The organism is Microbulbifer sp. S227A, from assembly GCF_049800935.1.
This window is the reverse complement of the sequence record NZ_JBNAFZ010000016.1, coordinates 54,565-78,199: the sequence shown is the minus strand read 5'-3', so window position 1 is coordinate 78,199 and position 23,635 is coordinate 54,565. Positions and strand designations below refer to the sequence as shown.

The following is a 23,635-nucleotide window of genomic DNA, read 5'->3' as shown; positions in this document are numbered from 1 at the left end:
CGAAGCGCAAACAGCAAGGCGACCCATGTCATACGCTGGCGCTGCTGACACGGGACCTTGCGAGGGGCGGCAAGCCTCCCCTTCGAACCCCACCGGCGCGGGCAAAGCCCCCGCCAAAGAGCCGCTGGCCGAGACCTTCGTCTTCCGCTGCACCGCGTCCGAGAAGGCCCAGCTGCGCGCCAAGGCCGAAGCCGCTGGACTGCCCGCCTCGACCCTTCTACGCGAGGCGCTGGGGCTCACCGAAGCGCGTCGCCGTAAACCCATCCCCCGCGTCGATCCGGCGCTTGTGCTGGCCGTCGGGCGCATCGGCGGCAACCTCAATCAGATCGCCCGCTGGCTGAACCACGCCATGAAGGTCGGGCGCACCGACCTAGACACGCTGACCGTTGCCCGCCGCCTTGTGGTGGTCGAACGCCAGCTGGCCGCGCTCCTCGATGAGGCGCAGCAGTGCTGATCAAATTCTTCCCCAACGGCAAAGGCGCGGGCGCGGGGCCGGTCGGTTACCTCGTCGCCGAGCGCGTGCTGGCCTATGACGGCAACCGCGACCTGATCCGCGATGCTGATGGCCAGCCGATGACCGTCACACGCGATCCGCTGCCCGAGGTCCTGCGCGGCAATCCCGACCGCACCGAGGCACTGATCGACGCCAGCCGCCACCAGTGGACCTACCGCGCAGGCGTGATCTGTTTTGCGGATAGCGACAACCCAACCGAGGATCAGCAGGCCGAGGTCATGGACAGGTTCGAGCGGCTGTCCTTCGCGGGGCTGGACCCTGAGCAATATGAGGTGCTCTGGGTCCGCCATCGCCACGAAGGCCGGGTCGAGCTGCATTTCTGCACGCCGCGCCTGGAGCTGACGACAGGCAAGAGCCTCAACATCGCCCCACCGGGCTACCAGGACGCCTATGACAGCCTGCGGGATGTCATGAACCAGCGCCACGGCTGGGCCGATCCGATGGACGTGGAGCGCGCGCAAGAGGTCCGCGACACCGTCGAGGCCCCGACCCGTGCGCAGGGCCGTGACGAGCTGCACGCCTGGATACAGGACCAGATTGATATGGGCCTGATCACTGACCGAACGACCATGGTCGATGCGCTCACAGACGCGGGCTTCGACCTACCGCGTACCGGCAAAGCCTACATCACCGCCCGTGATCCCGAGACCGGTGAGCGCTGGCGGCTGAAAGGAGAGATTTTCAATGAAGACTGGCAAGCCGACCCGGCTGAGCGAGAAGCTGAACGCGGAGCTCGACACGATCCGGGCAGAGCACGTCGCCTCGATCTCGTCCCAGCTCAAGAGCTTCAGGATCGATTTGAAGAACATTGTGGGCGCCGCGCAGCATACCATCGCGAGCGATACGCGCCGCTTTCAGACCGAGACGGCGAGCCTGTTCGAGACGCGGCTGAGGTCGATCCGCCTCTGGCTGACGATCTCGCCCTGGCTGATCGCGGCGATAGTGCTGACGGGGATCGCCTCGATGATGGCCGCGAGCTTCTTCTGGACGGTGCATCTGACCCGCTCGGAGCTGACGGGACTGGGACTAACACGGATCGAGCGGCCCGAGGGGACATGGCTGATCCTGGACCCGTCGAAGACGCGCCTGCGCACCTGCACGATAGGCGAGAGGCCCGTCACCTGCATTCGGATCGAGGAGGACTAGATGACCCAACTGACAGCCTTGGAACGCGACTTGCTCACCTGCGTCGAGCGGTTGGTGACGGCCTCAGAGGCCTCCGCGAAAGACTTGACCACCTTGGAGACACGCTCGACCGGCAGGATCGAGAGGGAGCTGGCTGGCTTGAAAGACTGCGTGACTTTGCTCATTCGTTCACAAGCCGCATCCATGAAGGCCTTGAGCGGATTGCTGAACGACGAGGCGAGCTACAAGACGCTGGACGAGAGCTTGCAGCAGAGCTTGACCTTAGCGAGGGCCGCCGCCGAGAGATTGAGGGACAGCTAGACAGCCAAGAGGCGCATGCGGAGCGGGGGTTGAGGCATTGAACTAACCGCAGCACATGCTGCAACCGCTGCCATCCATTTCTCACTATCGAAAAGCGCTAATGATACCTGTAGCGGTCACTCGTTCTCCGGCTCGGGTTTTGGGCCAGCACCATTGTTTGTCAGTGACATACGAGACCGCTGCGCAAAGATCGTTGGCCAAACAGATCGCTTGGCATTGATTGAAACTGATTCCGCGATGTCCTGTGCTTGTCAGGTCGTGTCCAATGAAGTCTGTTCGCGGTAATATCTGCATCGCCTGCGAAGGGCCTGTTGGGACACAACTCTCCGTCATTTCACGCACACGTTCGTCGCGGATCGTTTGCTCAAAACCATAGAAGACGTTTCCACCTGGTGTGTGCACTCTGGCTCCCAAGCTGCGCGCGTCAAGCAGTTGGTTTGCGATTCTGTTTGGTACCTTCAGAAACACGCGTGTTCGGGCATTTTCACGGTTTAGGAGCTCATAATCTGCAATCCGATGATCCACTCCGTCGATTACAAACGAAAACCAGCCAACCATGGCCAATTCTGGTTCATCTAGAACTGCATAGGCGATCAAGCCGTCGCCACAGAACAAAGTCATCTCATTTGTTCCATAGAGGGACTCGTGGAACATATACAAAGCTACCTTACCGTTCAGATTCCGATACTCCATGCGTTCGTCGTAGACGGCACCTGTCACGACTCGCCAACGAAGCAATCGATCTTCACTAACCCATGTGATCTGGCTCGGAGGTGTGCTCGACATTTGTTCGAATAGCTCGACATCGACCCTCTGTTGGTCGAGTAAGCTGACAATCTCTGAGGCTAGACGTTGAGCCAGATCGATCCCGACATCAGCTTCCACGGTTCCGCTTGAATCGGCAAATTGATGAACACCGATCTTTCCGTTCTGTGCCAGATAGCGCAAGTCGGCTCCTAGGTAGGCAATCACGCAAGCCGATGCGCATTCTGCGTTCGGACGTTCAGAAGTTCCAACTTGGGCGCTCACTATCTCAGTCCGCGTTCTGAGAATTCGGGCGATTTCCAAGCCTTCAACGAGACTTCCCCCAGGGCTATCAAACAGCACGAGGATGTCGCGCATCTCTGGGTCCGCATGTTCGGCGAGCACTGCACGGATGCGATCAGCGTCTCCGTCTACGATCGGGCCTGTTAGGGTTAGGGTAAGACCAAGCGGAGCGATTGGTCGAAGATCGCGGACTTCTGCTTCAATGGTAAGAGCGGTGGCGGGAACAATGGCAAGGAAGTACAGAACGAACGCTCGGAACAACATGAAAAATATTTTCCTTCAATCACTTCAAACGTTCATCAAATCGTAAAACGGACACAGTGATGTTTACTAAGCAGCGTAAAGCGGCTCAATGTCCGAAACGTCAATCTCCTTGGCAGCCAGCGCCATGTCGTAGTTCGTCTGCAAGTTCACCCAGTAGGCCGGGGTCGTGTTGAACACACGAGCCAGGCGTAGCGCCGTGTCCGGCGTGATCCCGGTCGTTCCTTTGATCAACCGCTCGATCCGCGTCCGAGGCACGCCCAGACGCCGCGCAAACGCGATGGCCCCCATCTCCAAGGGATCGAGGTAAAGCTCTTTCAGGATTTCACCGGGGTGCATCGGGTCTTCAAGCAAGCTCATCAGCGTATCCTCTCAATGGTAGTCCACAATCTCGACATCGGCGGGGCCGTTCGGCGTCCAGACAAAGCAGATGCGCCATTGCCCGTTGATCCGAACAGAGTGTTACCCGGCTCGATCCCGATTCAGTTCTTCCAGGTTCATACTGAGCGGGAAGCGCTGATTTTTCAGCCTCTGTATATACTACTTGCCTGCAGCCAAACGACAGATATTCAGAAGTGTATCGTTTATTCCAGACGCCAGATCATCAAATTCGACCGAGTACACACCCCTGTTATCCCAAAGTTCGATGTTGGGGTCAGGTTTCCTGCACAGGCGATAGCCCCAGTATCTCTCCACCTTTGCGTGTTGGTTTCTTTTTTGAACTTTTTCGAGCAAATCAACGAGCCGCTCGTCGTTTCCTGAAAGACCTACAAAGATACAAAACCGGGTCGCGAACAAGTTTTCCAACGTGCTTTCCCAAGGGGTAGCGACTGTCTTGTCATACTGGCTTTGTGCCAACACGATTTCTTGGCTTCTGGGAAAACCAGTTTCAGGGTGAGGCAGAAATCCATGGGGATGGTACACAGTGATATCTGCTTTTCTTGTCGGCTGATTTTCACTGAGGACAGGCACAACAGACAGTCCATGGTGTTGAAAGTAACTCTCCAATAAGCTGTCGTAGTTGAACGTCACAATGGTATCGACGGTTCCTCGTTTCGAGCCCACACCCATCGTCCCAATAGCTCGCAGAGAAGCATCGTCTGCAATTTTCTGGATTGCTAAAGCTTCGGCATCTGGACCATATAAACCATTGTGGACGGCCTCCAAGAATTCGGCGTCGTTCCCGACGAACAGCCCTTCCAAAATTTGTTGAGCCCATCCGGGGTAGTCGTGGATCTCGGGGATGGAATGACCAGTACCTTTGTTCTGCAGACCTGTCAAAAGATCGCGCCAACTAGGCAGGCCATAGAAGAACGACACTCCGGCACCCAGCACCAAAGCAACGTTCCCGTAATTTAGTTTGTTCGCAATCTGCACTTGAGCCTCTGGGGAAGCCCATCCACCTTTATGAGGCCAAGCCTGTGCCATATCCTAGCTCCAAAAAAAGCCGTTCTCACTGATGTAATGCAAACAGTTCTCTGCCCTTGAGACATGTTTCTCTGGAGGCTCGTTTGACCGGCTGGGCACTTGAACCGCAGTCGAGTCCTCGAACCTGTCTTCTTCGCTTTCACCAAATGAGATCGCGATGTAGCCGCGATTGCTCAGTCGAATTGCTTCAGTTTCAACAGGGTCTTTTCGCGAGCGCATTCCCACGTAATGCGGTGTCATCAGCCCTACGAGTTGGCGGACAATAGAAGCATTGGCCAAGTCTTTCCCTTCGAAGCTGATTTTTTCCAAGTTCCGGCCAGAAGCAACAATACGGGCCCTAACAGAGGTCAGGGCGTATTGGTCGACTCCTTCACCAAGTAGGTGATTTGTCAAATCCAGAATGTTTACTTGAAGGCGAACCAACCTGGGCGACAAGGAGTGGTTCAGGACCTTGTCCACTAGATGATAGACGATCCCTGAGCCTGTGGACAACAAGACCACAGTGCCGGTAAGTTCATTAACGCGCACAAGAACCTCGTACGGGAACGGGCCGGTATGGTTTAACTCCATCTTTTGAAACCGGTGAAATCTCGACAACGGCTCGGGCGAAAAGTAGGTATAGCTCTTCCACGAATTTCGGTTCCGGCCCGTTGAGTACTCTGCAACGAATTCAAAGTTTCCAGCTTCTCGAAACTGTTCGTCCCACTTCGACTGAACTCCCGATTTTGGAGCTGGCGAGGTTTCAGTGCCCCACCTGTAGAGATATCCGTGGTAGACGGTCATTCGAAGCCACCAACATTGAAGGTCAATAGGTGAAAGAGCCACGCACTATCCGCAGCGCTGACCTTTTCGGAGGTCGAAAACTCCTGCATCAACCTTAGCGGGTTGGTGTAAGTCTTGTTGGAAAACTCACCTTTCTTGACATCGTATCCATCTCCTGCCTCCAAAGCGGCGTCACGATAAAGATGTGTACTTGCCGCATCAGAGTAGAGAAAAACCACGACAAATCGTGCCGCGACGCTACCGGCGGTAACAATTGGCTCGAGTGTCGAAGCCCAGTAGTCGTCAGACTTCACGCGATCCAGAACAGTCTCATAGTGCGGATTGTTCGCCTTAATGTAATCCGTTTCGAAATTGATAATGAACTGTCGGCGCGCTTCTTGAATGCTATCGTTGAGGTGAAGAGTATTCGCACTCAGCGCAACGATGGTCCTTGCGATGTAGTCGTCTAGCTTTCCTTCCAAGTGCGGGATGATCCCCCAAGACAGCCAAAGAGACTGAACATACTGATGAGGGTCGCGCGAATAAAAGTAAAAGAAATCAAACGTGTGCACCATAAACTCTTCAGCTTGATCGGAAAAATCAATCAAGTAGTCGTAGAGCCTTGGGTACTGTTCGAAGTCCCGATTTGCATCGTCGATGAAGCCAGGCTCTTGGCTTCTTGCAAGTGCCATCAAGGAGTCCAATAGGCCAACTTTCGCGGCGTCGAGAAGGTCATTTGGAAGGTAGTCCATGTGAAGTTTCGAATTGCCATCCGCGTCAAGCATCTCGACATGTTCAGCAGGCAGTAGCAGACCAAGGATAGGCTCTATTATCCTGTGGGTGAGCTCATGTGTGATGGTGCGAAGCGACCATTGATGGCAAGTCGCAGCTTCCAGTGTTTCGAGAGGCAAGCTGAGAGAATACACGTCATGCTTAAAGCTATCTCGGCCACTGAAAAAGCAGATTGGAACCATCTTCTCAGTAGTGGTCGAAGGTGTCGTAGTCAGAAAGTCAGCATTCATTTCGTCCATGGTCAGGTCAACCGGACGTTCAGTGAATGGATAGGGCTTTCCTCCCAGATCAGCCACTCTTTGAACGAAGTCAAACTCGCCCACGCGAGCGGATATGAACGCTGCGACGTTTCTTACAGCGTTGCTGGCGATGCCCACACCGAGCGCAGAATGAGGCCAATAGTGCCCCTCGGAATTATCGATCGGCTGAATGCCTGTCAGAGCTTGTGACGTAAAGCGCGAAATTGCGGAGTTCGCGTTGATTATCCGGTAATATGCAACGTCGAGGAAGTGGGCACGCTCGGCTTCGTCACAGTTTTCGATCACTGCGAGGCTCTCGCAATACGACGAAAGCACTTTTTCCAGATCGCCTTCCAACCACGGAAAGTACATCTCTCCCCTTCGTGCCGCAGCAAGAGTATTCGTGGCCAGCTCAACGTGCTTTGACTTAAGCTTCAGCTCATCGGATTTGAGTTTTTCTAATCCAAAGTCAACGCCCGATCCGTCAGTTCCTTTCGACCGAACCGACATTCCATGACTAACACTGTCGACCAGTTCCCATTCTTCAAAGGCAAAATTGCTATCGTCTAGGTAGTCTCCGATGACTTTTGCTTCTTCCTCTGCGCTCACTGACAGAACGATGTTGAAGACACCTAGGCTGCTTAGGACGCGAAGGCTTGGCGTTTCCTTTCTCACTCTTGGAAAGAAACCGACTTCTAACTCTGCTGGGTTGGTCATTCCGACAAAAAACAGAAAGCCCGTTGGAAAGACATCCACTCCACCATCTTCCAGTACGTCGTTTTGAACTCTCCAGATAGGAGACATCCGAGAGCCGGAATTCCACTCCCCAATGACCAACTCAAAGCTATTGACCACATTGAGCGTTGTTTCGAAGTCTTTGCCTTCTTCAGAAGGGTGTAGGCTGATGTGTATGAACTTTTGGTCTTTATCTATTCGCACTTAATTGTCTCACCCAGAAACCTCCGAGCGAAATTAGATCAAATGCAAATTACTTACCAGACCGCAAAAGACCTGTGGACTTCTCAACTTTGAAGCGAGGAGTGCCCTTCTTGGCCTTGCCGGGGACAACCTTCACACCGTGGCGCTTCGCAGCCTTGTCAGGGCCCTGCAAAAGACGTGCATCCCGTTCCAAAGACGTGAGCACATTTCGACCGGCTATCTTCCGCTTCCGAAAGATAAGGTCTGTATCACGCTGAGAAAGAGACATATGACGCCCTTAAGATAAAATTTTGCGGCTGATCACACAGATCAAAACTGGAGTCAAGCTTGCGGAGGATCGTACAGAGGGGTGTACAAATCGCAAACGTAGAGTTCGGTATATAGCAGTTTACAGCTAGAAAATCAACTTCTGTTCCCTCAGCGACACATCCACTCTTGCCAGATATCGGTTGCAAAATAAGGGGAAAAGCCCTTGAGCCGAGCCACTTTAGGCCGCTTTCCGCTCTTCATAGCCGGACGCAACACCAATCACTGCAAACTGATTACCTAGCTTTTGAATGAGTGCGTCCTGTGCCAGGCAAGGAACTGAAGCCTAGGTCTTTCACTCAGCCGCGTCGGCGCTAGAAGTTTTCCGGAAGTGTTTACCAGACTACTTACTGCATCTTGGTCGTTTGTCTGTCGAGACACCAAGATTTCGAGCTCATCGGATATGCCGATCAAACCTCGATCGAACATCCAGTGGGCCGTTCCAGACAAGGCAAGCCCGTTTGACACGATGTCGGGGCCATTCTGCTCAACCGGCATGATGTGAGCCGCTTCCACTTCGGCACGCCCACCGCCGTTGATCAAGCGCAGCCCGGTGATGGCACATCGTTCTCCGTATGAACGGAGGACGTTCTTCCGAAAGTTACGGTCCCGCACTGCCCTGTTTGTAAGCTGATTGATGCGCTCGCGCGCCGGCATGTGTTCAAATGGAGCTTGGGCGTCTTCGAAACCAGAAGTGGCTGCAAGGTCTCCCACGCGAGGCAGAATGTCGTCGTCTGCGCCTAACCCACGTTCGACAATCCGGGCGAAGTCTTCATTCGAAAGCGTTCTAACAGCTGCTTGTGCGCGGCCAGATATGCGGCCTTCATCGTTCAGCAAGCCTCTCTCAACGATGTTCTCCGTATCGCGGAACGGCACCGGATCGCCGAAATCGAGATAAGTCCCAGGCTCGATCACGGCCAAGTACATGTCAGATTTTCGAGGGTCAGAGATGATTTCTTGAACCTTTGCGACTGCAAAGTACCCCTTCGTGTCTTTCACCTTGCTGGGCTCGAGATAGACGATCCAGTCACCTTCACATTGCTGCGCGCGGGACAAATATTGGGGCGGGAACTGATAGCGTTCCGAGGGAACGTCATCGTAGATCGAGTCACTGCGGTGAATGAAAACTCCGAAGGCCATTCAGGTTAGGCCTTTCTGCTGCGCGCGAGCATCGTGGGCCAGTCGCTGCGCGGCCCGAGACCCCATCATTGCAGTGGTTTCATTCACGGAGGAGCTTTCCCAGGCGTCGGTCGGTGAAGTGCAGGGTCAATGCTGATCCTGTCAGAACAGGCACAAGTATTCCGGCAGCAGCTGCGAGGAGAATGAAGGCTCCAGAAGCCAGCGAGAATTCGCCGGTTTGACCGAACAGATTCAGGCGCAAAAATCCGGCTAAGTACAATGCACTGGCTCCGAGAAGTGCGAGGTGAACGACCTCCAAAGGTTCGATCATATTGCGTCGCGCGCGATCCAGTGCTGCGCGGCGAAGTTTCTTCCATTGGTCGCTTGGTTTTTGCATTTGCTTACTCCCTTACGAGTTCGATCCAAGTGTGAACGTCATCATCCGTTACTTCTCGCCCCTCGACATGCGACTGGTACCAACGCGCGACGATGGCCCCGCGCTTTTCACTTTTGATTTTGATGTTTTCCGCGTTCAGGTGCTGATCGAGCGAGGTCTCGATCTCCTTTAAAGCGTTGAAATCGTGTCCCGCGCGTATCGCCTTGGTGCCCAATAAGAGCCAGGGCACGTCGACATCGAATTGCTCTCCAAAGGCCACCAGGGCTTCAACTGGAATGCCGCGCTGGCCCTTCTCATAGCTGTGATAGGCCCGTGGCGAGACACCAAGGGCTTCAGCCATCGCGGCCTGAGATAAGCCCGCTTCGTTGCGTGCAATAGTCAATCGTGCACCCATCGAAGCAAACAATTCAGCGTCTTTCCGCGCCATTCGCAGTTTCCATTTGACGAGATCGTATTTTTTCGCGAACATTGCAAAAAATAACGAACTATTTCGGCTATTCCCATCTGACCACGTCAAATGGTGCTTAACAAGCGATTCCATGCGACGTGCACTTTCAACTCAAGCGGACAAGGACGACTGAAATGGCAGAGACCGACAAATCAGACAGCTCGCAAATCCTGGGGCTTGGCAAGACACCTGCTCAATGGGTTGATGTCATGTCCGGCATGGGGATCGAAATCTCGGAGCGCACGCTGCGCGAACGGGCCAACGACACAGGGGCATTCTACCGCCTTGGCCGCACCATGCTGATCACACCCGCGCAGATCGATAAGATTTTTGAAGGAGGCCAGGCATGCCGCTCCAAATCTACAAGAGGGGTCGCTTCTACTGGGCTAAGGGCTGGGTCGAGTACAACGGCAGGCCAATCGCAGGCCCATACCGGCGAAGCACTAAGGCATCTACAGAAGCGGGCGCACGGGACTGGATAAACCGCGAGACCGAGCTTCAGATACGTCGCCATGTTGTTGGCGATGAGCCGAGCAAGACGTTCTCGGATGCGATCATGCTCTACAATGCCTCTCCTAAGACAGCGAAGCAGTTGATCCCGATTGTCGAAGAGATTGGCGACGTGCCACTGGGTGCGATCTCTGGTGCGCTTTTGAAAGGGCTTGGGCCAAAGCTCAAACCCAAGGCCTCTACAGACACTTGGTGGCGCGAGATTGTGACGCCCGCGAGTGCGGTGATCAACAACGCGCATGAGCTGGAAGGAACGCCGCTAATTCGGGTAAAGCCCTACGACAAGTTTGAGCGGATCGCTCAGGACAAGCGCCGGGGGAAGCTCAGCCGGGTTGAACGCAAGCCCGCCGACAAGGACTGGATCGAGGCCTTCTGTCGGGCTGCTGATCCATACAACGCCGCTTTGGTCCGGTTCATGTTCGAAACGGCGGCGCGGATCGATCAGGCTGTCTCGATTGAGCCTGACGATCTGCGCCCAACCGAGAACAAGGTCAGGGTGAAGGCGCAGAAGGGCCACCCGGAAAGCTGGATCACCGTTTCGCCCCAGATGATGGACGAGCTGTTGGCGCTGCCTCCGAAGTGTCCCAAGAACCGCAAGACCGGCAAGTTCATGAAGCCGCGTGTTTTCGGTTACGGAAGCTCGACCGGCTACAACACGCGCTGGAAGACGATCTGCAAGAGTGCAGGCATTCCGTACCTCTCGGCGCACCCAGCAGGGCGGCACGGGTTCTTCACTGAATTGGTCGTCCGTCAGGGCGTCGATCCGGTCACAGCGGCCAAGGCTGGCCGCTGGTCAGACCCGAATTTGCCTATGCGCATCTATGCCCATGCAGAGACTGATGAGGCCGATGTCAGGGCCCGTTTTCGTACAAACCACGTACAGGCGGACACTGTACAAACACCCAAGAGCAAGAAATCACAGAAGGAATAGCGCTATGAACGGTTCCCTCCTAAGGGGCAGGTTGCAGGTTCGAATCCTGCCGGGGTCGCCAGCACTTTCCTAAGTTTTTGATTCTCCTGTTTTCTTTTGTCGACTTGGAACTTCGGTCGGATAAGTTGGAACTTTTTGTTCGTTTTTCGTACTGCTCAGAACCCTCCTTATGCTGAAATTTCGAATGTAGCGCTCAATCTCCGACAGGCTTTCGTGACCTGTCCAAGCACCGATTTGGGCGGATGTACCACCTGCCTCAGCAAGCGCACGCGCACGGCTTTTGCGAAGCCCGTGCGCGGATCGACCGGGTACGCCAGCGGCCCTTGCCTTTGCTGCCAGCCATTGTCCGGCGGCTTTCACGCCGCGTGACCTCGAATGCACGGTGATGATCCATGTCATGTGGCGACCCTCGCGAGCGTCCAACGCGGCATGTAGGAGTGCCAAATCATCGGACATAGTTTCCGCAAAATCCGGCAACGCGCGATCAAATGGGATCGCCACCTCACCGCCGGTCTTTTGCTGGCGGAACACAAGCCATCCGGCATGATCGACGTTACCCGGACCCAACCGTACTACATCCGAAATGCGCGCGCCGGTTCAGAAGATCAACTCGAATGCCAGGCGTTCCGGCGTGTCGATCAGCCAGTGCGCGCGGAAGGCCTTGATCTCGGCCTCTGACCACGGTGGATGACCCTCTGACTGTGCGACGTGCGCCTTCTTGGCGTCTGTGGTTGGATCTGCGATCTTGTATGTTTCAGCGAGCCATTTCCCAAAGCCCCGCCAAGCTTTCAGGTGGTTGTTTCGTGCGTGTCCCGTGAACCGGTTCAGGTCAGATTCGATATGCTTGGCTCGCGAATGATCGCGCGGCCGGATTCGGGGATCGTGTGAAAGCCGCGGCGGGCGAGCTCGGTGATGAGGCTGGTCTTGCCCGCACCGGGGCCGTCCGTCACGACGAAGAAATGGTCGCTCATGGGCCATCCTCGGATTTGACAGGGGAAAGCGCTGCGAAGCGATCGACACGCCAGTGGCGGCGATCAAGGCAGCATGGATTTTCGTATGGAAAACAACACCGGTCTGCTTAGCAGAGGCAAATCTTCTGACGAGAAATGCAGAACTATCTGGTGCTTATCAAGTGAGTTTTGGTGGAGCCTAGGAGGATCGAACTCCTGACCTCTTGCATGCCATGCAAGCGCTCTCCCAGCTGAGCTAAGGCCCCAAAACCGTGACGTGGTGTCTAGGCGTAAGAGCGGGCGGGATCAAGTGGAAAAATGCCCGCCCGAAACGTTTTTCGGATCACTCTTCGTCTTCGACCGGGACGTCCGCGATTTCGTCCAGCGAGACATCATCATCGTCGTCATCGTCTTCGAGCAGATCATCGTCCAGATCGACATCCACGTCGTCATCTTCCAGCACTGCGTCATCATCGCCGCCGACCTTCTGCTTGGCCTTCAGCGTTTCGGCGTCTTCGGAATCGGCTGAGATCATCCGGCTCTTGCCCGCGACAATCTCGACGATCTCGCCCGTGTAGGGGCTGACGATCGGGTCTCTGTTCAGGTCGTAAAACCGCTTACCGGTTGTCGGGCACAGGCGCTTGGTGCCCCATTCTTCGTTGGGCATGTTTATCCCCTTGATAATCTGCTGAGTCGCATCGACGATTCCGGTCACGTGCCATATGAATTGGGCACTGTCAAAGGCTTTAGTCCCAGTTGGAGGATGCATCATGGCGCAACACGTCCTACCCGGTACGCCTCCGGTGGCCCTGACGCTGCGGCGGTCGGGGCGGGCACGGCGGATCAGCCTGCGAATCTCGCAGCTGGATGGCCGGGTGACGTTGACGATGCCCAATGGCGCGAAAGAGACCGAGGCGCTGGAATTCGCCGCGTCCAAGGCCGACTGGATTCGCGGTCATCTGGATCGGCGGCCGGATGAGATGCCGGTTGCCCTTGGCGCGTGCCTGCCGATCGAGGGACGGGCACATCGGATCAGCGCCACGAACGGGCGGCGGATTATCCATCGCGAGGGCGAGATTTGCGTGCCGGAGGATGGGGTTGGCCGACGTTTGCAGGCCTGGCTCAGGGAGTTGGCACGGGACCGGTTGACCGCTGCGAGCGACCTCTATGCGGGGCGGCTGGGGCGGCGTTATGCGCGGATCGCCTTGCGGGATACGCGCTCTCGCTGGGGGTCGTGCACGTCGGATGGCGGGCTGATGTTTTCCTGGCGGCTGATCCTGGCGCCGCCGGAGATCCTGGATTATGTCGCGGCGCACGAGGTAGCGCATCTTGCCGAGATGAACCATTCGCCGGCCTTCTGGGCGACGGTCGAGCGCCTTTTCGGTCCATGTGATGCCGAGCGTCGCTGGCTGCGGCAAGAGGGCGCGACATTGCACCGGTACCGGTTCTGACGGGGCCGGTTGACCTGTTCCGATTTTGTGATCACAAAGGGCCATGATCACCACGCGCCCGACGGAATCACCACTGGTTGCCGCCCATGACAGGGTCTATCGAACCCTGCGGGCGCGAATCATGCATGGCGAGCTTGAACCCGGAAGGGCGCTGACCTTGCGGGGGATCGGCAAGGAATTCGGCGTGTCCATGACCCCCGCCCGCGAGTCGGTGCGGCGGCTTGTGGCCGAGGGGGCGCTGTCGCTCACCGCTTCGGGCCGGGTGTCGACGCCGGAACTGTCCAGCGACCGGATCGAGGAATTGGCGGCCTTGCGCGCGCTGCTCGAGGTCGAGCTTGCCAGCCGGGCGCTCCCGCGCGCGCATATCGCGTTGATCGACCGCTTGCAGGCAATCAATTCGGGCATTGCCGATGCGGTCACGGCGCGGGATGCGGTGGGGTATATTCGCACCAATCTGGAATTTCACCGCACTCTCTACCTGCGGGCGCAGGCTCCGGCGATGCTGGCCATGGCCGAGACTGTCTGGCTGCAGCTGGGGCCGACGATGCGGGCGCTGTATGGGCGGCTGCGCCGGACGGAGCCGCCGCATTTTCACAAACTCATCATCGCGGCGCTCAAGGCGGGGGATGAGCCGGGGTTGCGGCTGGCGGTGCGCTCGGACGTGACGCAGGGGCTGCGCATGTTAACCGGTTAGGCGGGATCACCCCGCCTGTGTCAGCGCCGCGAGCGCCATGCCTGCCACCCAGAGGCCAAAGCCGAAGATCAGGTGTGACAAGAGGCTCTTGGCGCGGGCGAGGTTGGGATTGGGGGTGCATCGCGCCGCAAGGCCCGCCCCAAGACCCGGTTGCAGGATCAGGTACGGCACGAGCACCGTCACCGCCCCGAATCCCAATGCGGGCAGCAGGCTGGGCGAGGCAAGCCAATCGCGCCCCGCAAGCGTCAGGAACGCGGCGGCGAAACTCGCTCCGGTGAGATAGTGAACGCCCCAGCCAATCGCCGTTTCCCCGGGGAGCGCAGGGCTGGCCGCGATTGGCCGGTGAATGACCTGCCCACGCAGAACATGGCCGATCCAGCGCCCCACCATCGCGTAGTCCAGGGTCTGCATTGCAAAGACCCGCCTTTGCACGATTGCGGCAAGGTCCATGAACATCGTTGCACCGATACCGATCAGCGCGGCGGCGGTGAGGACGTGTAGATCAAATGCGGTCATGTCGATGATTCCGATTGCTGTTTGTCGAGATTTCGGCACTCTGCATCTTCAAGTGCACTTGAGGTAAAGCCATGATCGACATTTCCGCACTGTCCCGTGCCACGGGGCATCCGGCGTCAAAGCTGCGCTATTACGAAGAGGTCGGGCTGATCCGCTCGGTCGGGCGGCGCGGGTTGAAACGGCTGTATCCGGACGAGGTCAGGATGCGCCTTGCGCTGGTGTCCCTGGCGCAAGGTGCCGGGTTTTCGCTGGCCGAGATTCGGCAGATGATCGGCGCAGAGGGGCGCCCCGAGCTGGATCGGGCCGCGCTGACCGCCAAGGCGGATGAGTTGGCCGAAAGGATCAAGCGGCTTGCCGTGCTGGAGAAGGGGTTGCGGCACGTGGCGGGATGTTCGGCCGAGAACCATCTGGATTGTCCGCGATTCCAGCGCATCATGCGCGTGGCACTGGACCGCAACCGCTAGCGTCTGGCCACACGGCTTAGGGCATGGCAAAAGACCCGCCTGTTGCCAGACGGGTCTTTCGAATTCAGGTCTTTGCCGGAAATCAGGCGGCCAGCGCGGCCTGTGCCTTGGCAACGATTGCGCCGAACGCGTCGGGCTCGTGCACGGCCAGGTCGGCCAGAACCTTGCGGTCGACTTCGATGCCTGCCAGCGTCAGGCCGTTGATGAACCGGCTGTAGGTCAGCGCTTCGTCATGGCTGCGCACGGCGGCGTTGATCCGCTGGATCCACAGCGCGCGGAAATTCCGCTTGCGGGCCTTGCGGTCGCGGGTTGCGTACTGGTTGGCCTTGTCGACGGCCTGTGTCGCCACCTTGAAGGTGTTCTTGCGACGGCCATAGTAACCCTTGGCGGCCTTGACGATTTTCTTGTGACGTGCGTGGGTGACGGTCCCACCTTTTACTCGTGCCATGTGATCAGCCTCCTATCAGCGGTCGTAGGGCATGAAGCCCTTGACGATCTTGGCGTCGGGGGCACTCAGCGTGGTGGTGCCGCGCGCGTCGCGGATGAATTTCCGGGTGCGTTTGATCATACCGTGGCGCTTGCCGGCCTGTCCGGACATGACCTTGCCGGTCGCTGTCACCTTAAAGCGCTTCTTCGCGCTCGATTTGGTCTTCATCTTGGGCATTTCCGTCTCCTTGTCTTCGGGTCGGTTTCAAACACGACTCGGCATGCCACTTTCGGCCGGTCGCGCGATCAGAGGCGTCCTCTACGAGAGACAGCCCCGGCTGGCAAGGGGCATCATGGAGATCCCTGCGATTTTTATGCATTCACAGCCCAAGACGAGCCATCAGGCCGGGAAAATCGCGCAGGAACGCCGCGCGGGTGCGCAGGCCCGGAGACCGTGCGTGCCGCGAATCGTCCTGGGTCAGGCGCACGAATACCACGCGTTCGTTGCCGCGGCTGGCCCAACCCACGAACCAGCCCCAGCCATGGTTGCGATCAAGGCTGCCATCGGCGTGGCGGGGATAGGCTCCGCCGGTCTTGCCATGCAGCACCCAACCGTCCGGCATGTCATGGGTCGCGACCACGTCAGCGGTATGTTCGATCGCGTCCTTGCGCACCGGGAGCTGTCCGGTCACCATCCGTGACAGGAACCTGGCCTGCTCACGCGGGGAGATCTTCAGCGATGAACTGATCCACGCGCGCTCCAGGCCGTTATTCTTGCCCGCGTCGCCGGAAAAATCGCCATTGCCGTATTCAAAGGCGGTCGCGTAATCATGCAGCGTCCCGGCCCCCAGCTGTTTGGCGATCTGCTGCGAATACCAGACGACGGAATAGGCCATCCAGCGGGTCGGATCGGTGTCCTGCCGCCAGTTGTCGCCGCCCCAATCCACGTATTCGGGCCTGTAGGGTAGGACCGGCGCATGGGCATCGACGAGCGCCCCGCTGTCAAACGCCATCAGGGCCAGCGCCACCTTGAAGGTCGAGGCGGGCGTGACCCGGCTGTCACAATCGCCCGCCTCGCTCAGGACCTCGCCGTGATCCGGCTCCATGACCAGCTCACAGATCTGCCGCGCCTGCCCGGCCTGCGCGGTCAGGCAGGCCGCCAGCAGGAAGACAGGGAACCAGCGCAGCGGCACGAACGGTTTCCGCGTGGGGCGCACCTATTCCGGGTCGGTGCTGTAGATCAGCCGCTCGTCACAGGGGGCAACGCGCAGGATGTTGGTGGTGCCCGGCACGTTGAACGGCACACCGGCGGTGATCACGATCTGGTCGTTTTCACCGGCATAGCCCACGGCGCGCGCCGCGCGGGCGGCATTGACCACCGCGCCCTTGAACCGCTCAAGCTCGGGCGTCATCAGGCAGGTGCATCCCCAGCTCAGCGCCAGCCGGCGTGCCGTTCCCCGTTGGCTTGTCATCGCGATGATCGGAACATTGGGCCGTTCCCGCGCGGTCAGCAGGGCGGTTGTGCCGCTCTGGGTGTAACAGCAGATCGCCTTGATATCGGTGGTTTCGGCAATCTCGCGCGCCGCGGCGACGATCCCGTCCGCCACGCTGCTGCCCTTGACGGTACGCGATGCGGCGATGATCTGGGTATAGGTGGGGTCGGCTTCGACCTCGATGGCAACGCGGTCCATGGTTGTCACCGCCTCGACCGGAAACTGGCCGGCGGCGGATTCCGCGCTCAGCATCACCGCATCGGCACCTTCGTAAATGGCGGTTGCAACGTCGCTGACCTCGGCGCGGGTGGGCATCGGGCTTTCGATCATGCTCTCAAGCATCTGGGTGGCGACGATCACCGGTTTGGCCGCCGCCCGGCAGCGGCGCACCAGCCGTTTCTGGATCGGGGGAACCGCCTGCACCGGCAATTCCACACCCAGATCGCCGCGCGCGACCATGACACCGTCACAGGCATCAAGGATGTCCTCGAACCGGTCCACGGCCTTGGGCTTTTCGATCTTGCACATGATCGAGGCACGCCCCTTGACCAGGGCACGCGCCTCTTCGACATCCTGCACCCGTTGCACGAAGGACAGCGCCAGCCAGTCGACGCCCAGCTCGCAGGCGAATTCCAGATCGCTGAGGTCCTTTTTGGACAGGGCGGCCAGCGGCAATTCCACGTCCGGGACATTCACGCCCTTGTGGTTGGAAATCGTGCCCCCGGCAATCACGGTGCAATTGGCAAATTCGGGGCCGCAATCCTCGACCTTGAGGCGGATCTTGCCATCATTCACCAACAGGGTGACGCCCGGCACCAGGGCCTGGAAAATCTCGGGATGCGGCAGGCACACGCGGGCTGCATCGCCCGGCGCGCTGTCCAGATCCATCCGGAAGCTGTCACCGGGGGCCAGTTCCTCGCTGCCATTGGCGAACTTGCCGACGCGCAGCTTGGGGCCCTGAAGATCGGCGAGAATGGCAATCGGGCTGTCCAGATCCTTTTCCACCTGCCGGATGTGTTTGTGCTTTTCGCGGATTTCGTCCTGCGTGCCGTGGCTCATGTTCAGGCGGAACACGTCAACACCCGCTTCGTGCAGCGCCCGGATCATTTCATAGGTTTCCGAGGCGGGGCCCAGCGTGGCCACGATTTTTACATTGCGCAGGCGCTTCATTCTGTCCGAATCCTCTGTCTCAATTCATGTTACCGCAAACATTTGCCGGCGTTATGCCTCATTTCCCATTTGCGGGCAAGCTGTGCCGCGCCTATAGCTGGCGTCAAAGAGATGACAGGCACATGACATACACCCCGTTCTATCGACTTGGCGAAACCCGCCCGGCGCGTTGGCTGATCACTTGCGACCATGCCACCAACACGGTTCCGCCGCAGATCAATGGTGGCGATCTTGGTCTGCCGCGCGAAGACATGGAGCGTCACATCGCCTATGATGTCGGCGCCTATGACCTGGCGCAGCATCTGGGGCAATTGCTGGACGGGCCGGTGATCGCGTCAAATTTCTCGCGACTGGTGATCGACCCGAACCGGGGCGAGGACGATCCGACGCTGTTGATGAAGCTCTATGACGGCTCTGTCATCCCGGCCAACCGGCACGCGGATACGACCGAGCGCGAACGCCGGCTTGATCTGTGTTATCGGCCCTATCATGACGAGCTGGCGCGGATGGCGGCCTTGCCCCATGCGGTGATCCTCTCGGTTCACAGTTTTACCCGGCAATTGCGCGGGCGCCCGCCGCGCCCCTGGGAGGTTGGGGTGCTTTATGCCGATGATGACCGCCTGGCGCGTCCGCTGATTGATCTGCTGGCCGAGGACGGGCTGTGCGTCGGCGACAACGAGCCGTATTCCGGGCATCTTCCGGGTGACGCAATCGACAAACATGCCATTGGTCCGGGGCGGCCGAATGTCCTGATCGAACTGCGTAACGATCTGATCGCCGATCACGCGGGGCAACGCGCCTGGGCCGAGCGGCTGGCCCCGATCCTGACACGGGCGCTGGACAGGTCGGGCCTCTGACGGGGAAACCTGACAGCGGGGCGCTTGCCGGCGCGTGGACCTGCCCCCATATCTACCGGGCCTGCAACCAAAGCAAAAAGAGGGTTTTGCCATGGACGAACAGACAGAAATCGAACTTCAGGCCGCCGCCTTTCGCCGGTTGCAGCAGCACCTGATGCAGGATCGCACGGATGTGCAGAATATCGACCTGATGAACCTTGCCGGGTTCTGCCGGAACTGCTTGTCGCGCTGGTATCAGGAAGCGGCCAATGAAAAAGGCATCGAAATGGACAAGATGCAGGCGCGGGAAATCTTTTACGGCATGACGATGGACGAGTGGAAGGCCAACTTTCAGACCGAAGCCAGCGCCCAGAGCCAGGACGCGTTCAAAACGGCATTTGCCGAGAACGTCGGCAAGAACGGATAACCCCAGGCCCAACCCGGCCCAACCGATTTCAAGGAACACCCGGTGACCCGATACTCGGTACTTGACCTGTCTCCGATCGTCGAAGGCGGCACGGCGCAACAATCGCTGCGCAACACGCTGGATCTCGCGCAACATGCCGAGAGCTGGGGGTATTCGCGCTATTGGCTGGCGGAACATCACAACATGCCGGGCATCGCCAGCGCGGCGACATCGGTGGTGATCGGGCATGTGGCGGCGGGAACCAACAGCATTCGGCTGGGATCGGGCGGCGTGATGTTGCCCAACCACGCGCCGTTGATCGTGGCCGAGCAATTCGGGACATTGGCGACGCTTTATCCCGGACGGATCGACCTGGGGGTCGGGCGCGCGCCGGGCACTGACATGCAGACCGCTCGCGCCCTGCGCCGGGGCATGGACCAGACCGACAGTTTTCCGCAGGATGTCATCGAATTGCTCGGATACCTGGGTGACGCCACGCCGGATCAGCCGGTTCGCGCGGTTCCCGGTGCCGGCACCCATGTGCCGGTCTGGATACTGGGATCGAGCCTGTATGGCGCGCAACTGGCGGCGCAGCTGGGTTTGCCCTATGCCTTTGCCTCGCATTTCGCGCCTGCTGCTCTGGCCGAGGCTGTCGAGATCTATCGGCACCGTTTTCAGCCCTCGCAATACGCGCAGGCGCCGCGGTTCATGTTGGCGATAAACGCTTTTGCCGCGGATGAGGCCGATGCCGGCCCCTATCTGAAAACCTCGATGCAGCAGGCCTTTGCCCGGCTTCGCACCGGTCGCCCCGGCCCCTTGCCGCGACCGGTGGACGACATCACCGGGGTTCTGGATGCCGGGGTGCTGGGCATGGTTGACCAGGCGTTGCAATGTTCGGTCACCGGCACGCCCGCACAGGTGCGCGAGTCGATGGCCGCGCTGTTGCGGCGCTATCGGCCCGACGAGGTGATCATCAGCGCACCGATCCACGATCACACCGCCAGGTTGCGCTCGCTGGAGATCACGGCGGAGATCATGCAATCCCTTGGCGAAAACGACGAGGCTGGCTAACTCCGATCCGTCTCTAAAATCGGCTTTGGGCTGAGCAAGCGCACAAATTTTCTGCAAATGCGCGCGTAGACCCGTGCCGATTGCGCCCGTCGCTTGTCCCGGCGGCCGGCGCGGGTCTATCCGTGGACCAGCGAATACGGGCGTGGGCCCGTCGCAGGTCGCAATGCCGCGACATCCATTTCTGCGCCCGGATACGGGCGGCAGCAACGAGGCTGCATCTTTCGGCTCCGGGTCAAACCGGGCCCGTGGGAGCGCGGCCAATCCCCTCCGGGTTCCCTGACCAATGCAGATGCAGCCATCCGGCCAAGCAACCGGCCCTGTCACTCAACAAGGAAACCCAGATGTCATATATCCAACCCAAGGAATTCGCGGCGAAAATGGTCGATGCCGGCGAATCCAAGATTTTCATGTCAACCAAGGACACGCTGATCCGGTCCTACATGGCGGGCGCGATTCTGGCCCTCGCGGCGGCCTTTGCCGTCACCATCGCGGTGAATACCGGGAACTTCCTGGTGGCGTCGCTGCTGTTCCCGGTGGGGTTCTGCATGCTTTACCTGCTGGGGTTCGACCTGTTGACCGGGGTGTTCACGCTGGCCCCCCTTGCCGTCATCGCGCGGCGTCCGGGCTGTACGTGGAAAGGCGTGCTGCGCAACTGGGGGCTGGTCTTCTGCGGGAACTTTGCCGGGGCCATGACCACGGCGGTGTTCATGGCGATCATCTTTACCATGGGGTTCAGCCAGGAGCCGAACGAGGTCGGCCAGCGCATCGGGCAGATCGGCGAAGCACGCACGGTCGGCTATGCCGCCGCCGGCGGGGCAGGGATGCTGACCGTTTTTGTCCGCGCGGTGATGTGCAACTGGATGGTTTCGACCGGCGTGGTCGGGGCGATGATGTCCTCCACCACCCAGGGCAAGATCATGGCGATGTGGATGCCGATCATCGTGTTCTTTTATCTCGGGTTCGAACATTCCATCGTGAACATGTTCCTGTTCCCCTCGGGCATCATGCTGGGCGGTGAATTCACCTGGTTCGACTATTTCGCCTATAACGAAATCCCCGTGGTGCTGGGCAATCTTGTCGGCGGTCTGACCTTTGTCGGCGGCATGATCTACATGACCCACTTTCGCGAGTCGCCCAAGCGCAGCAGCGCCGTTGCCGTCAACAATGACGCGGCGGGTGTCGCTGCCGAATGAATGATCCCCGGCCCCGGACGAGCGGGGCCGGTTTTCCATTGCCACGGAGGGGCGCGGCGTGCCACGCGACAGCACCATCACCACCGGGATTGACGTCTCCATCGGCCAGCACGCCGATCGCGGGCGCAAGACGCGCAACGACGATTTTCACGGCGCGCTTGTTCCCGACGGCCAGGCGCGGCTGCTCAAGGGTGTGGCGCTTGCGCTGGCCGATGGTATCTCGACCAGCGCGACGAGCCGGGTTGCAGCGGAAACCGCGGTCAAATCCCTGCTGACCGATTATTACGCCACACCCGACAGCTGGACCGTGCGCACCGCCGCCTCGCGGGTGATTTCGGCGACAAACGCGTGGCTGCACGGGCAGAATGGCGCGCTCAGCGACATCAATACCGGGCAGGTTTGCACCCTGTCCGCGCTGATCCTCAAGGGCCGCGTGGGGCATGTGCTGCATGTGGGCGACAGCCGGGTCTGGCGGTTTGCGGGCGGCGAACCCGAGAAGCTCACGCGGGATCATCGCCGGCGCCTCTCCACGGGGGAAGATTATCTTTCGCGGGCCCTGGGGCTCGGAGCGGAGATCGAGATCGACTATCGCGCCATTCCGTTGGCACAAGGGGATGTTTTTGTGCTGACCACAGATGGCGTGCACGATTTTCTGACGCCGGACGACATGGCGCGGATCCTCTGCGGGGCCGACGATCTGGATATGGCGGCCATGGCCCTCGTGACACAGGCCATGGCGCAGGGCAGCGACGACAATCTCAGCGTGCTGATCACGCGGGTTGATGCCTTGCCGGAAAGCGATGCGGATGCCCGCTGGCAGGATGCCGGCCTGCCGGTTTCGGCGCTGCCCCAAGCGGGTGACGAGGTTGACGGATTCCGCATCGTGCGCCCCTTGCAGGCCAGCGCGCGCAGCCATGTGTTCCTGGCGGTGGACCCGCAGGGGCGGCGCGCCGCGCTCAAGTTTCCCGCGCGCGAAACCGCAGAGAGCGGCGCCAGCCTCAGGCGGTTTGCGCTTGAGGATTGGATCGCCGCGCGCGTGTCCTCGCCGCATGTTGTGCGCGCCGCCGCCAACCCGCAGCCGCGAAGTGCGCTCTATGTCGCGACCGAGTTTGTCGAGGGAAAATCCCTGCGCCAGTGGATGCATGACACCCCGCGCGCCGACCCCGACGCGGTACGCCCCATCATCGAACAGATCGCCAGCGGCCTGCGCGCGCTGCATCGCCGCCAGATGTTGCATCAGGACCTGCGCCCCGAGAACATCATGATTGATCCCGACGGGACGGTTAAGATCATCGATCTCGGTGCGGTCTCTGTTGCGGGCATCCACGAGGCCGCGCCGGGCTTGCTCGGGGCACTGCCCGGAACCTTTCAATACACCGCGCCGGAATACCTGTCGGGCGATGTGGTCAGTTGGCGGTCGGATCAATTCGCGCTTGGCGTGATTGCCTATGAAATGCTGACCGGGCGGTTGCCCTATGGCGCGGCGGTGGCCCGCATCAGCAACCGCAATGAGCAGAACCGGCTGCGCTATGCGCCCGCCTGTGACGATGACACCGGCCTGCCGCGCTGGATCGACACGGCGTTGCGCCGTGCCACGCATCCCGACCCGTTACGCCGGTATGACGCCCTGTCCGAGTTCGTCGCCGACCTGTCACGCCCGGGCGCGGCCTGGGCGAAAGAGCGGCACCTGCCACTCGCCGAACGCCACCCGGTACGTTTCTGGCAAGGCGTTTCCGCGATCCTCGCGGTGATCTGTTTCCTACTTGCCGCCCGGCTGGGCGGTTGACCCACAGCAACTGGAGACCCTGAAATGAAAGACCTGACCC

General features: G+C 59.3%; 29 protein-coding genes and 1 tRNA gene. 13 read left to right on the top strand and 17 right to left on the bottom strand.

What is annotated here, in order from left to right; genetic code table 11:
• Both ACP15R_RS23890 and ACP15R_RS23885 read left to right on the top strand, forming a co-directional pair.
• Nucleotides 1–454 (top strand): plasmid mobilization protein (locus ACP15R_RS23890; protein ID WP_424988445.1); only part of this gene is annotated, 454 nt, incomplete at its 5' end.
• Nucleotides 448–2,001, top strand: a complete 1,554-nt coding sequence (locus ACP15R_RS23885; RefSeq protein WP_424988444.1) for a hypothetical protein — start codon at nt 448–450, stop codon at nt 1,999–2,001. The genes ACP15R_RS23890 and ACP15R_RS23885, both read left to right, overlap by 7 nt.
• Before the next feature lie 43 nt (nt 2,002–2,044).
• Here ACP15R_RS23885 and ACP15R_RS23880 read toward each other — a convergent pair whose 3' ends face one another.
• The 8 genes from ACP15R_RS23880 to ACP15R_RS23845 all read right to left on the bottom strand — a co-directional run bounded on the left by ACP15R_RS23880 (nt 2,045) and on the right by ACP15R_RS23845 (nt 9,791).
• Nucleotides 2,045–3,271: an ATP-dependent Clp protease proteolytic subunit gene (locus ACP15R_RS23880; protein WP_424988443.1), complete on the bottom strand. Its 1,227-nt coding sequence runs from the start codon at nt 3,269–3,271 to the stop codon at nt 2,045–2,047.
• 66 nt (nt 3,272–3,337) lie between these two features.
• Nucleotides 3,338–3,628 carry a HigA family addiction module antitoxin gene (locus tag ACP15R_RS23875; RefSeq protein WP_424988442.1) on the bottom strand — a complete coding sequence of 97 codons (291 nt, stop codon included), beginning with the start codon at nt 3,626–3,628 and terminating at the stop codon, nt 3,338–3,340.
• A gap of 180 nt (nt 3,629–3,808) precedes the next feature.
• Nucleotides 3,809–4,696 carry an SIR2 family NAD-dependent protein deacylase gene (locus tag ACP15R_RS23870; protein ID WP_424988441.1) on the bottom strand — a complete coding sequence of 296 codons (888 nt, stop codon included), beginning with the start codon at nt 4,694–4,696 and terminating at the stop codon, nt 3,809–3,811.
• Between the two features lie 3 nt (nt 4,697–4,699).
• Complete coding sequence (locus ACP15R_RS23865) at nt 4,700–5,479, bottom strand: hypothetical protein (protein ID WP_424988440.1); 780 nt, start codon at nt 5,477–5,479, stop codon at nt 4,700–4,702.
• On the bottom strand, nt 5,476–7,428 hold the full coding sequence (locus tag ACP15R_RS23860) for a hypothetical protein (RefSeq protein ID WP_424988439.1): 1,953 nt from the start codon (nt 7,426–7,428) through the stop codon (nt 5,476–5,478). The genes ACP15R_RS23865 and ACP15R_RS23860 overlap by 4 nt, the downstream gene beginning before the upstream one ends.
• Nucleotides 7,429–7,974: 546 nt before the next feature.
• Nucleotides 7,975–8,874: an HNH endonuclease gene (locus ACP15R_RS23855; protein ID WP_424988438.1), complete on the bottom strand. Its 900-nt coding sequence runs from the start codon at nt 8,872–8,874 to the stop codon at nt 7,975–7,977.
• A gap of 79 nt (nt 8,875–8,953) precedes the next feature.
• Nucleotides 8,954–9,250 carry a hypothetical protein gene (locus ACP15R_RS23850; protein WP_424988437.1) on the bottom strand — a complete coding sequence of 99 codons (297 nt, stop codon included), beginning with the start codon at nt 9,248–9,250 and terminating at the stop codon, nt 8,954–8,956.
• Between the two features lie 4 nt (nt 9,251–9,254).
• A complete protein-coding gene (locus ACP15R_RS23845) occupies nt 9,255–9,791 on the bottom strand; it encodes a helix-turn-helix domain-containing protein (RefSeq protein WP_424988436.1) in 537 nt (178 codons plus the stop codon).
• Nucleotides 9,792–9,832: 41 nt separating this feature from the next.
• Between ACP15R_RS23845 and ACP15R_RS23840 the strand changes: the two genes are divergently transcribed.
• The gene (locus ACP15R_RS23840) at nt 9,833–10,180 is read left to right on the top strand and encodes a hypothetical protein (RefSeq protein WP_424988435.1); all 348 of its coding nucleotides are present in this window, start codon (nt 9,833–9,835) and stop codon (nt 10,178–10,180) included.
• 74 nt (nt 10,181–10,254) lie between these two features.
• Nucleotides 10,255–11,139 (top strand): tyrosine-type recombinase/integrase, encoded by an 885-nt coding sequence (locus ACP15R_RS23835; RefSeq protein ID WP_424988434.1) that lies wholly within the window; start codon nt 10,255–10,257, stop codon nt 11,137–11,139.
• Nucleotides 11,140–11,208: 69 nt separating this feature from the next.
• On the opposite strand, the gene ACP15R_RS23830 is transcribed toward ACP15R_RS23835, so the two are convergent.
• Nucleotides 11,209–11,706: a tyrosine-type recombinase/integrase gene (locus ACP15R_RS23830; protein WP_424988433.1), complete on the bottom strand. Its 498-nt coding sequence runs from the start codon at nt 11,704–11,706 to the stop codon at nt 11,209–11,211.
• On the opposite strand from ACP15R_RS23830, the gene ACP15R_RS23825 reads away from it, so the two are divergent.
• On the top strand, nt 11,683–11,817 hold the full coding sequence (locus ACP15R_RS23825; protein WP_424988447.1) for a hypothetical protein: 135 nt from the start codon (nt 11,683–11,685) through the stop codon (nt 11,815–11,817). The genes ACP15R_RS23830 and ACP15R_RS23825 overlap by 24 nt on opposite strands.
• 146 nt (nt 11,818–11,963) lie before the next feature.
• Here ACP15R_RS23825 and ACP15R_RS23820 read toward each other — a convergent pair whose 3' ends face one another.
• The 3 genes from ACP15R_RS23820 to ACP15R_RS23810 all read right to left on the bottom strand — a co-directional run bounded on the left by ACP15R_RS23820 (nt 11,964) and on the right by ACP15R_RS23810 (nt 12,756).
• On the bottom strand, nt 11,964–12,110 hold the full coding sequence (locus tag ACP15R_RS23820) for an AAA family ATPase (RefSeq protein ID WP_424988432.1): 147 nt from the start codon (nt 12,108–12,110) through the stop codon (nt 11,964–11,966).
• A gap of 169 nt (nt 12,111–12,279) precedes the next feature.
• Nucleotides 12,280–12,355 (bottom strand) — tRNA-Ala (locus ACP15R_RS23815).
• Between the two features lie 77 nt (nt 12,356–12,432).
• Nucleotides 12,433–12,756: a TIGR02300 family protein gene (locus tag ACP15R_RS23810; protein WP_424988431.1), complete on the bottom strand. Its 324-nt coding sequence runs from the start codon at nt 12,754–12,756 to the stop codon at nt 12,433–12,435.
• A 103-nt stretch (nt 12,757–12,859) separates the two neighbouring features.
• Here ACP15R_RS23810 and ACP15R_RS23805 point away from each other — a divergent pair, with 103 nt between their 5' ends.
• Together ACP15R_RS23805 and ACP15R_RS23800 are read left to right on the top strand one after the other, a co-directional pair.
• Nucleotides 12,860–13,540, top strand: coding sequence for a M48 family metallopeptidase (locus ACP15R_RS23805; protein WP_424988430.1), 681 nt, complete (start codon nt 12,860–12,862; stop codon nt 13,538–13,540).
• Nucleotides 13,541–13,583: 43 nt separating this feature from the next.
• Nucleotides 13,584–14,234 (top strand): GntR family transcriptional regulator, encoded by a 651-nt coding sequence (locus ACP15R_RS23800; protein ID WP_424988429.1) that lies wholly within the window; start codon nt 13,584–13,586, stop codon nt 14,232–14,234.
• 6 nt (nt 14,235–14,240) lie between these two features.
• Here the strand turns inward: ACP15R_RS23800 and ACP15R_RS23795 are convergent, their stop codons facing one another.
• Nucleotides 14,241–14,750: a DUF2938 domain-containing protein gene (locus ACP15R_RS23795; RefSeq protein ID WP_424988428.1), complete on the bottom strand. Its 510-nt coding sequence runs from the start codon at nt 14,748–14,750 to the stop codon at nt 14,241–14,243.
• Between the two features lie 71 nt (nt 14,751–14,821).
• Here ACP15R_RS23795 and ACP15R_RS23790 point away from each other — a divergent pair, with 71 nt between their 5' ends.
• Nucleotides 14,822–15,214 (top strand): helix-turn-helix domain-containing protein, encoded by a 393-nt coding sequence (locus tag ACP15R_RS23790; RefSeq protein ID WP_424988427.1) that lies wholly within the window; start codon nt 14,822–14,824, stop codon nt 15,212–15,214.
• Between the two features lie 82 nt (nt 15,215–15,296).
• Here the strand turns inward: ACP15R_RS23790 and rplT are convergent, their stop codons facing one another.
• From rplT to pyk, 4 genes are all read right to left on the bottom strand, one after another.
• Nucleotides 15,297–15,662: a 50S ribosomal protein L20 gene (rplT, locus tag ACP15R_RS23785; RefSeq protein ID WP_424988426.1), complete on the bottom strand. Its 366-nt coding sequence runs from the start codon at nt 15,660–15,662 to the stop codon at nt 15,297–15,299.
• Between the two features lie 15 nt (nt 15,663–15,677).
• A complete protein-coding gene (gene rpmI, locus ACP15R_RS23780) occupies nt 15,678–15,878 on the bottom strand; it encodes a 50S ribosomal protein L35 (RefSeq protein ID WP_189368062.1) in 201 nt (66 codons plus the stop codon).
• 142 nt (nt 15,879–16,020) lie between these two features.
• Nucleotides 16,021–16,833, bottom strand: coding sequence for a class D beta-lactamase (blaOXA, locus tag ACP15R_RS23775; protein WP_424988425.1), 813 nt, complete (start codon nt 16,831–16,833; stop codon nt 16,021–16,023).
• Nucleotides 16,834–16,857: 24 nt separating this feature from the next.
• Nucleotides 16,858–18,303, bottom strand: coding sequence for a pyruvate kinase (pyk, locus tag ACP15R_RS23770; RefSeq protein WP_424988424.1), 1,446 nt, complete (start codon nt 18,301–18,303; stop codon nt 16,858–16,860).
• 122 nt (nt 18,304–18,425) lie between these two features.
• On the opposite strand from pyk, the gene ACP15R_RS23765 reads away from it, so the two are divergent.
• The 5 genes from ACP15R_RS23765 to ACP15R_RS23745 all read left to right on the top strand — a co-directional run bounded on the left by ACP15R_RS23765 (nt 18,426) and on the right by ACP15R_RS23745 (nt 23,595).
• Complete coding sequence (locus ACP15R_RS23765; RefSeq protein ID WP_424988423.1) at nt 18,426–19,160, top strand: N-formylglutamate amidohydrolase; 735 nt, start codon at nt 18,426–18,428, stop codon at nt 19,158–19,160.
• Between the two features lie 91 nt (nt 19,161–19,251).
• A complete protein-coding gene (locus ACP15R_RS23760; RefSeq protein ID WP_424988422.1) occupies nt 19,252–19,566 on the top strand; it encodes a DUF1244 domain-containing protein in 315 nt (104 codons plus the stop codon).
• A 42-nt stretch (nt 19,567–19,608) separates the two neighbouring features.
• Complete coding sequence (locus tag ACP15R_RS23755) at nt 19,609–20,616, top strand: LLM class flavin-dependent oxidoreductase (protein ID WP_424988421.1); 1,008 nt, start codon at nt 19,609–19,611, stop codon at nt 20,614–20,616.
• Nucleotides 20,617–20,957: 341 nt separating this feature from the next.
• Nucleotides 20,958–21,809: a formate/nitrite transporter family protein gene (locus ACP15R_RS23750; RefSeq protein WP_424988420.1), complete on the top strand. Its 852-nt coding sequence runs from the start codon at nt 20,958–20,960 to the stop codon at nt 21,807–21,809.
• A gap of 58 nt (nt 21,810–21,867) precedes the next feature.
• Nucleotides 21,868–23,595: a protein kinase domain-containing protein gene (locus ACP15R_RS23745; RefSeq protein WP_424988419.1), complete on the top strand. Its 1,728-nt coding sequence runs from the start codon at nt 21,868–21,870 to the stop codon at nt 23,593–23,595.
• The last annotated feature ends 40 nt before the right edge of the window (nt 23,596–23,635 follow it).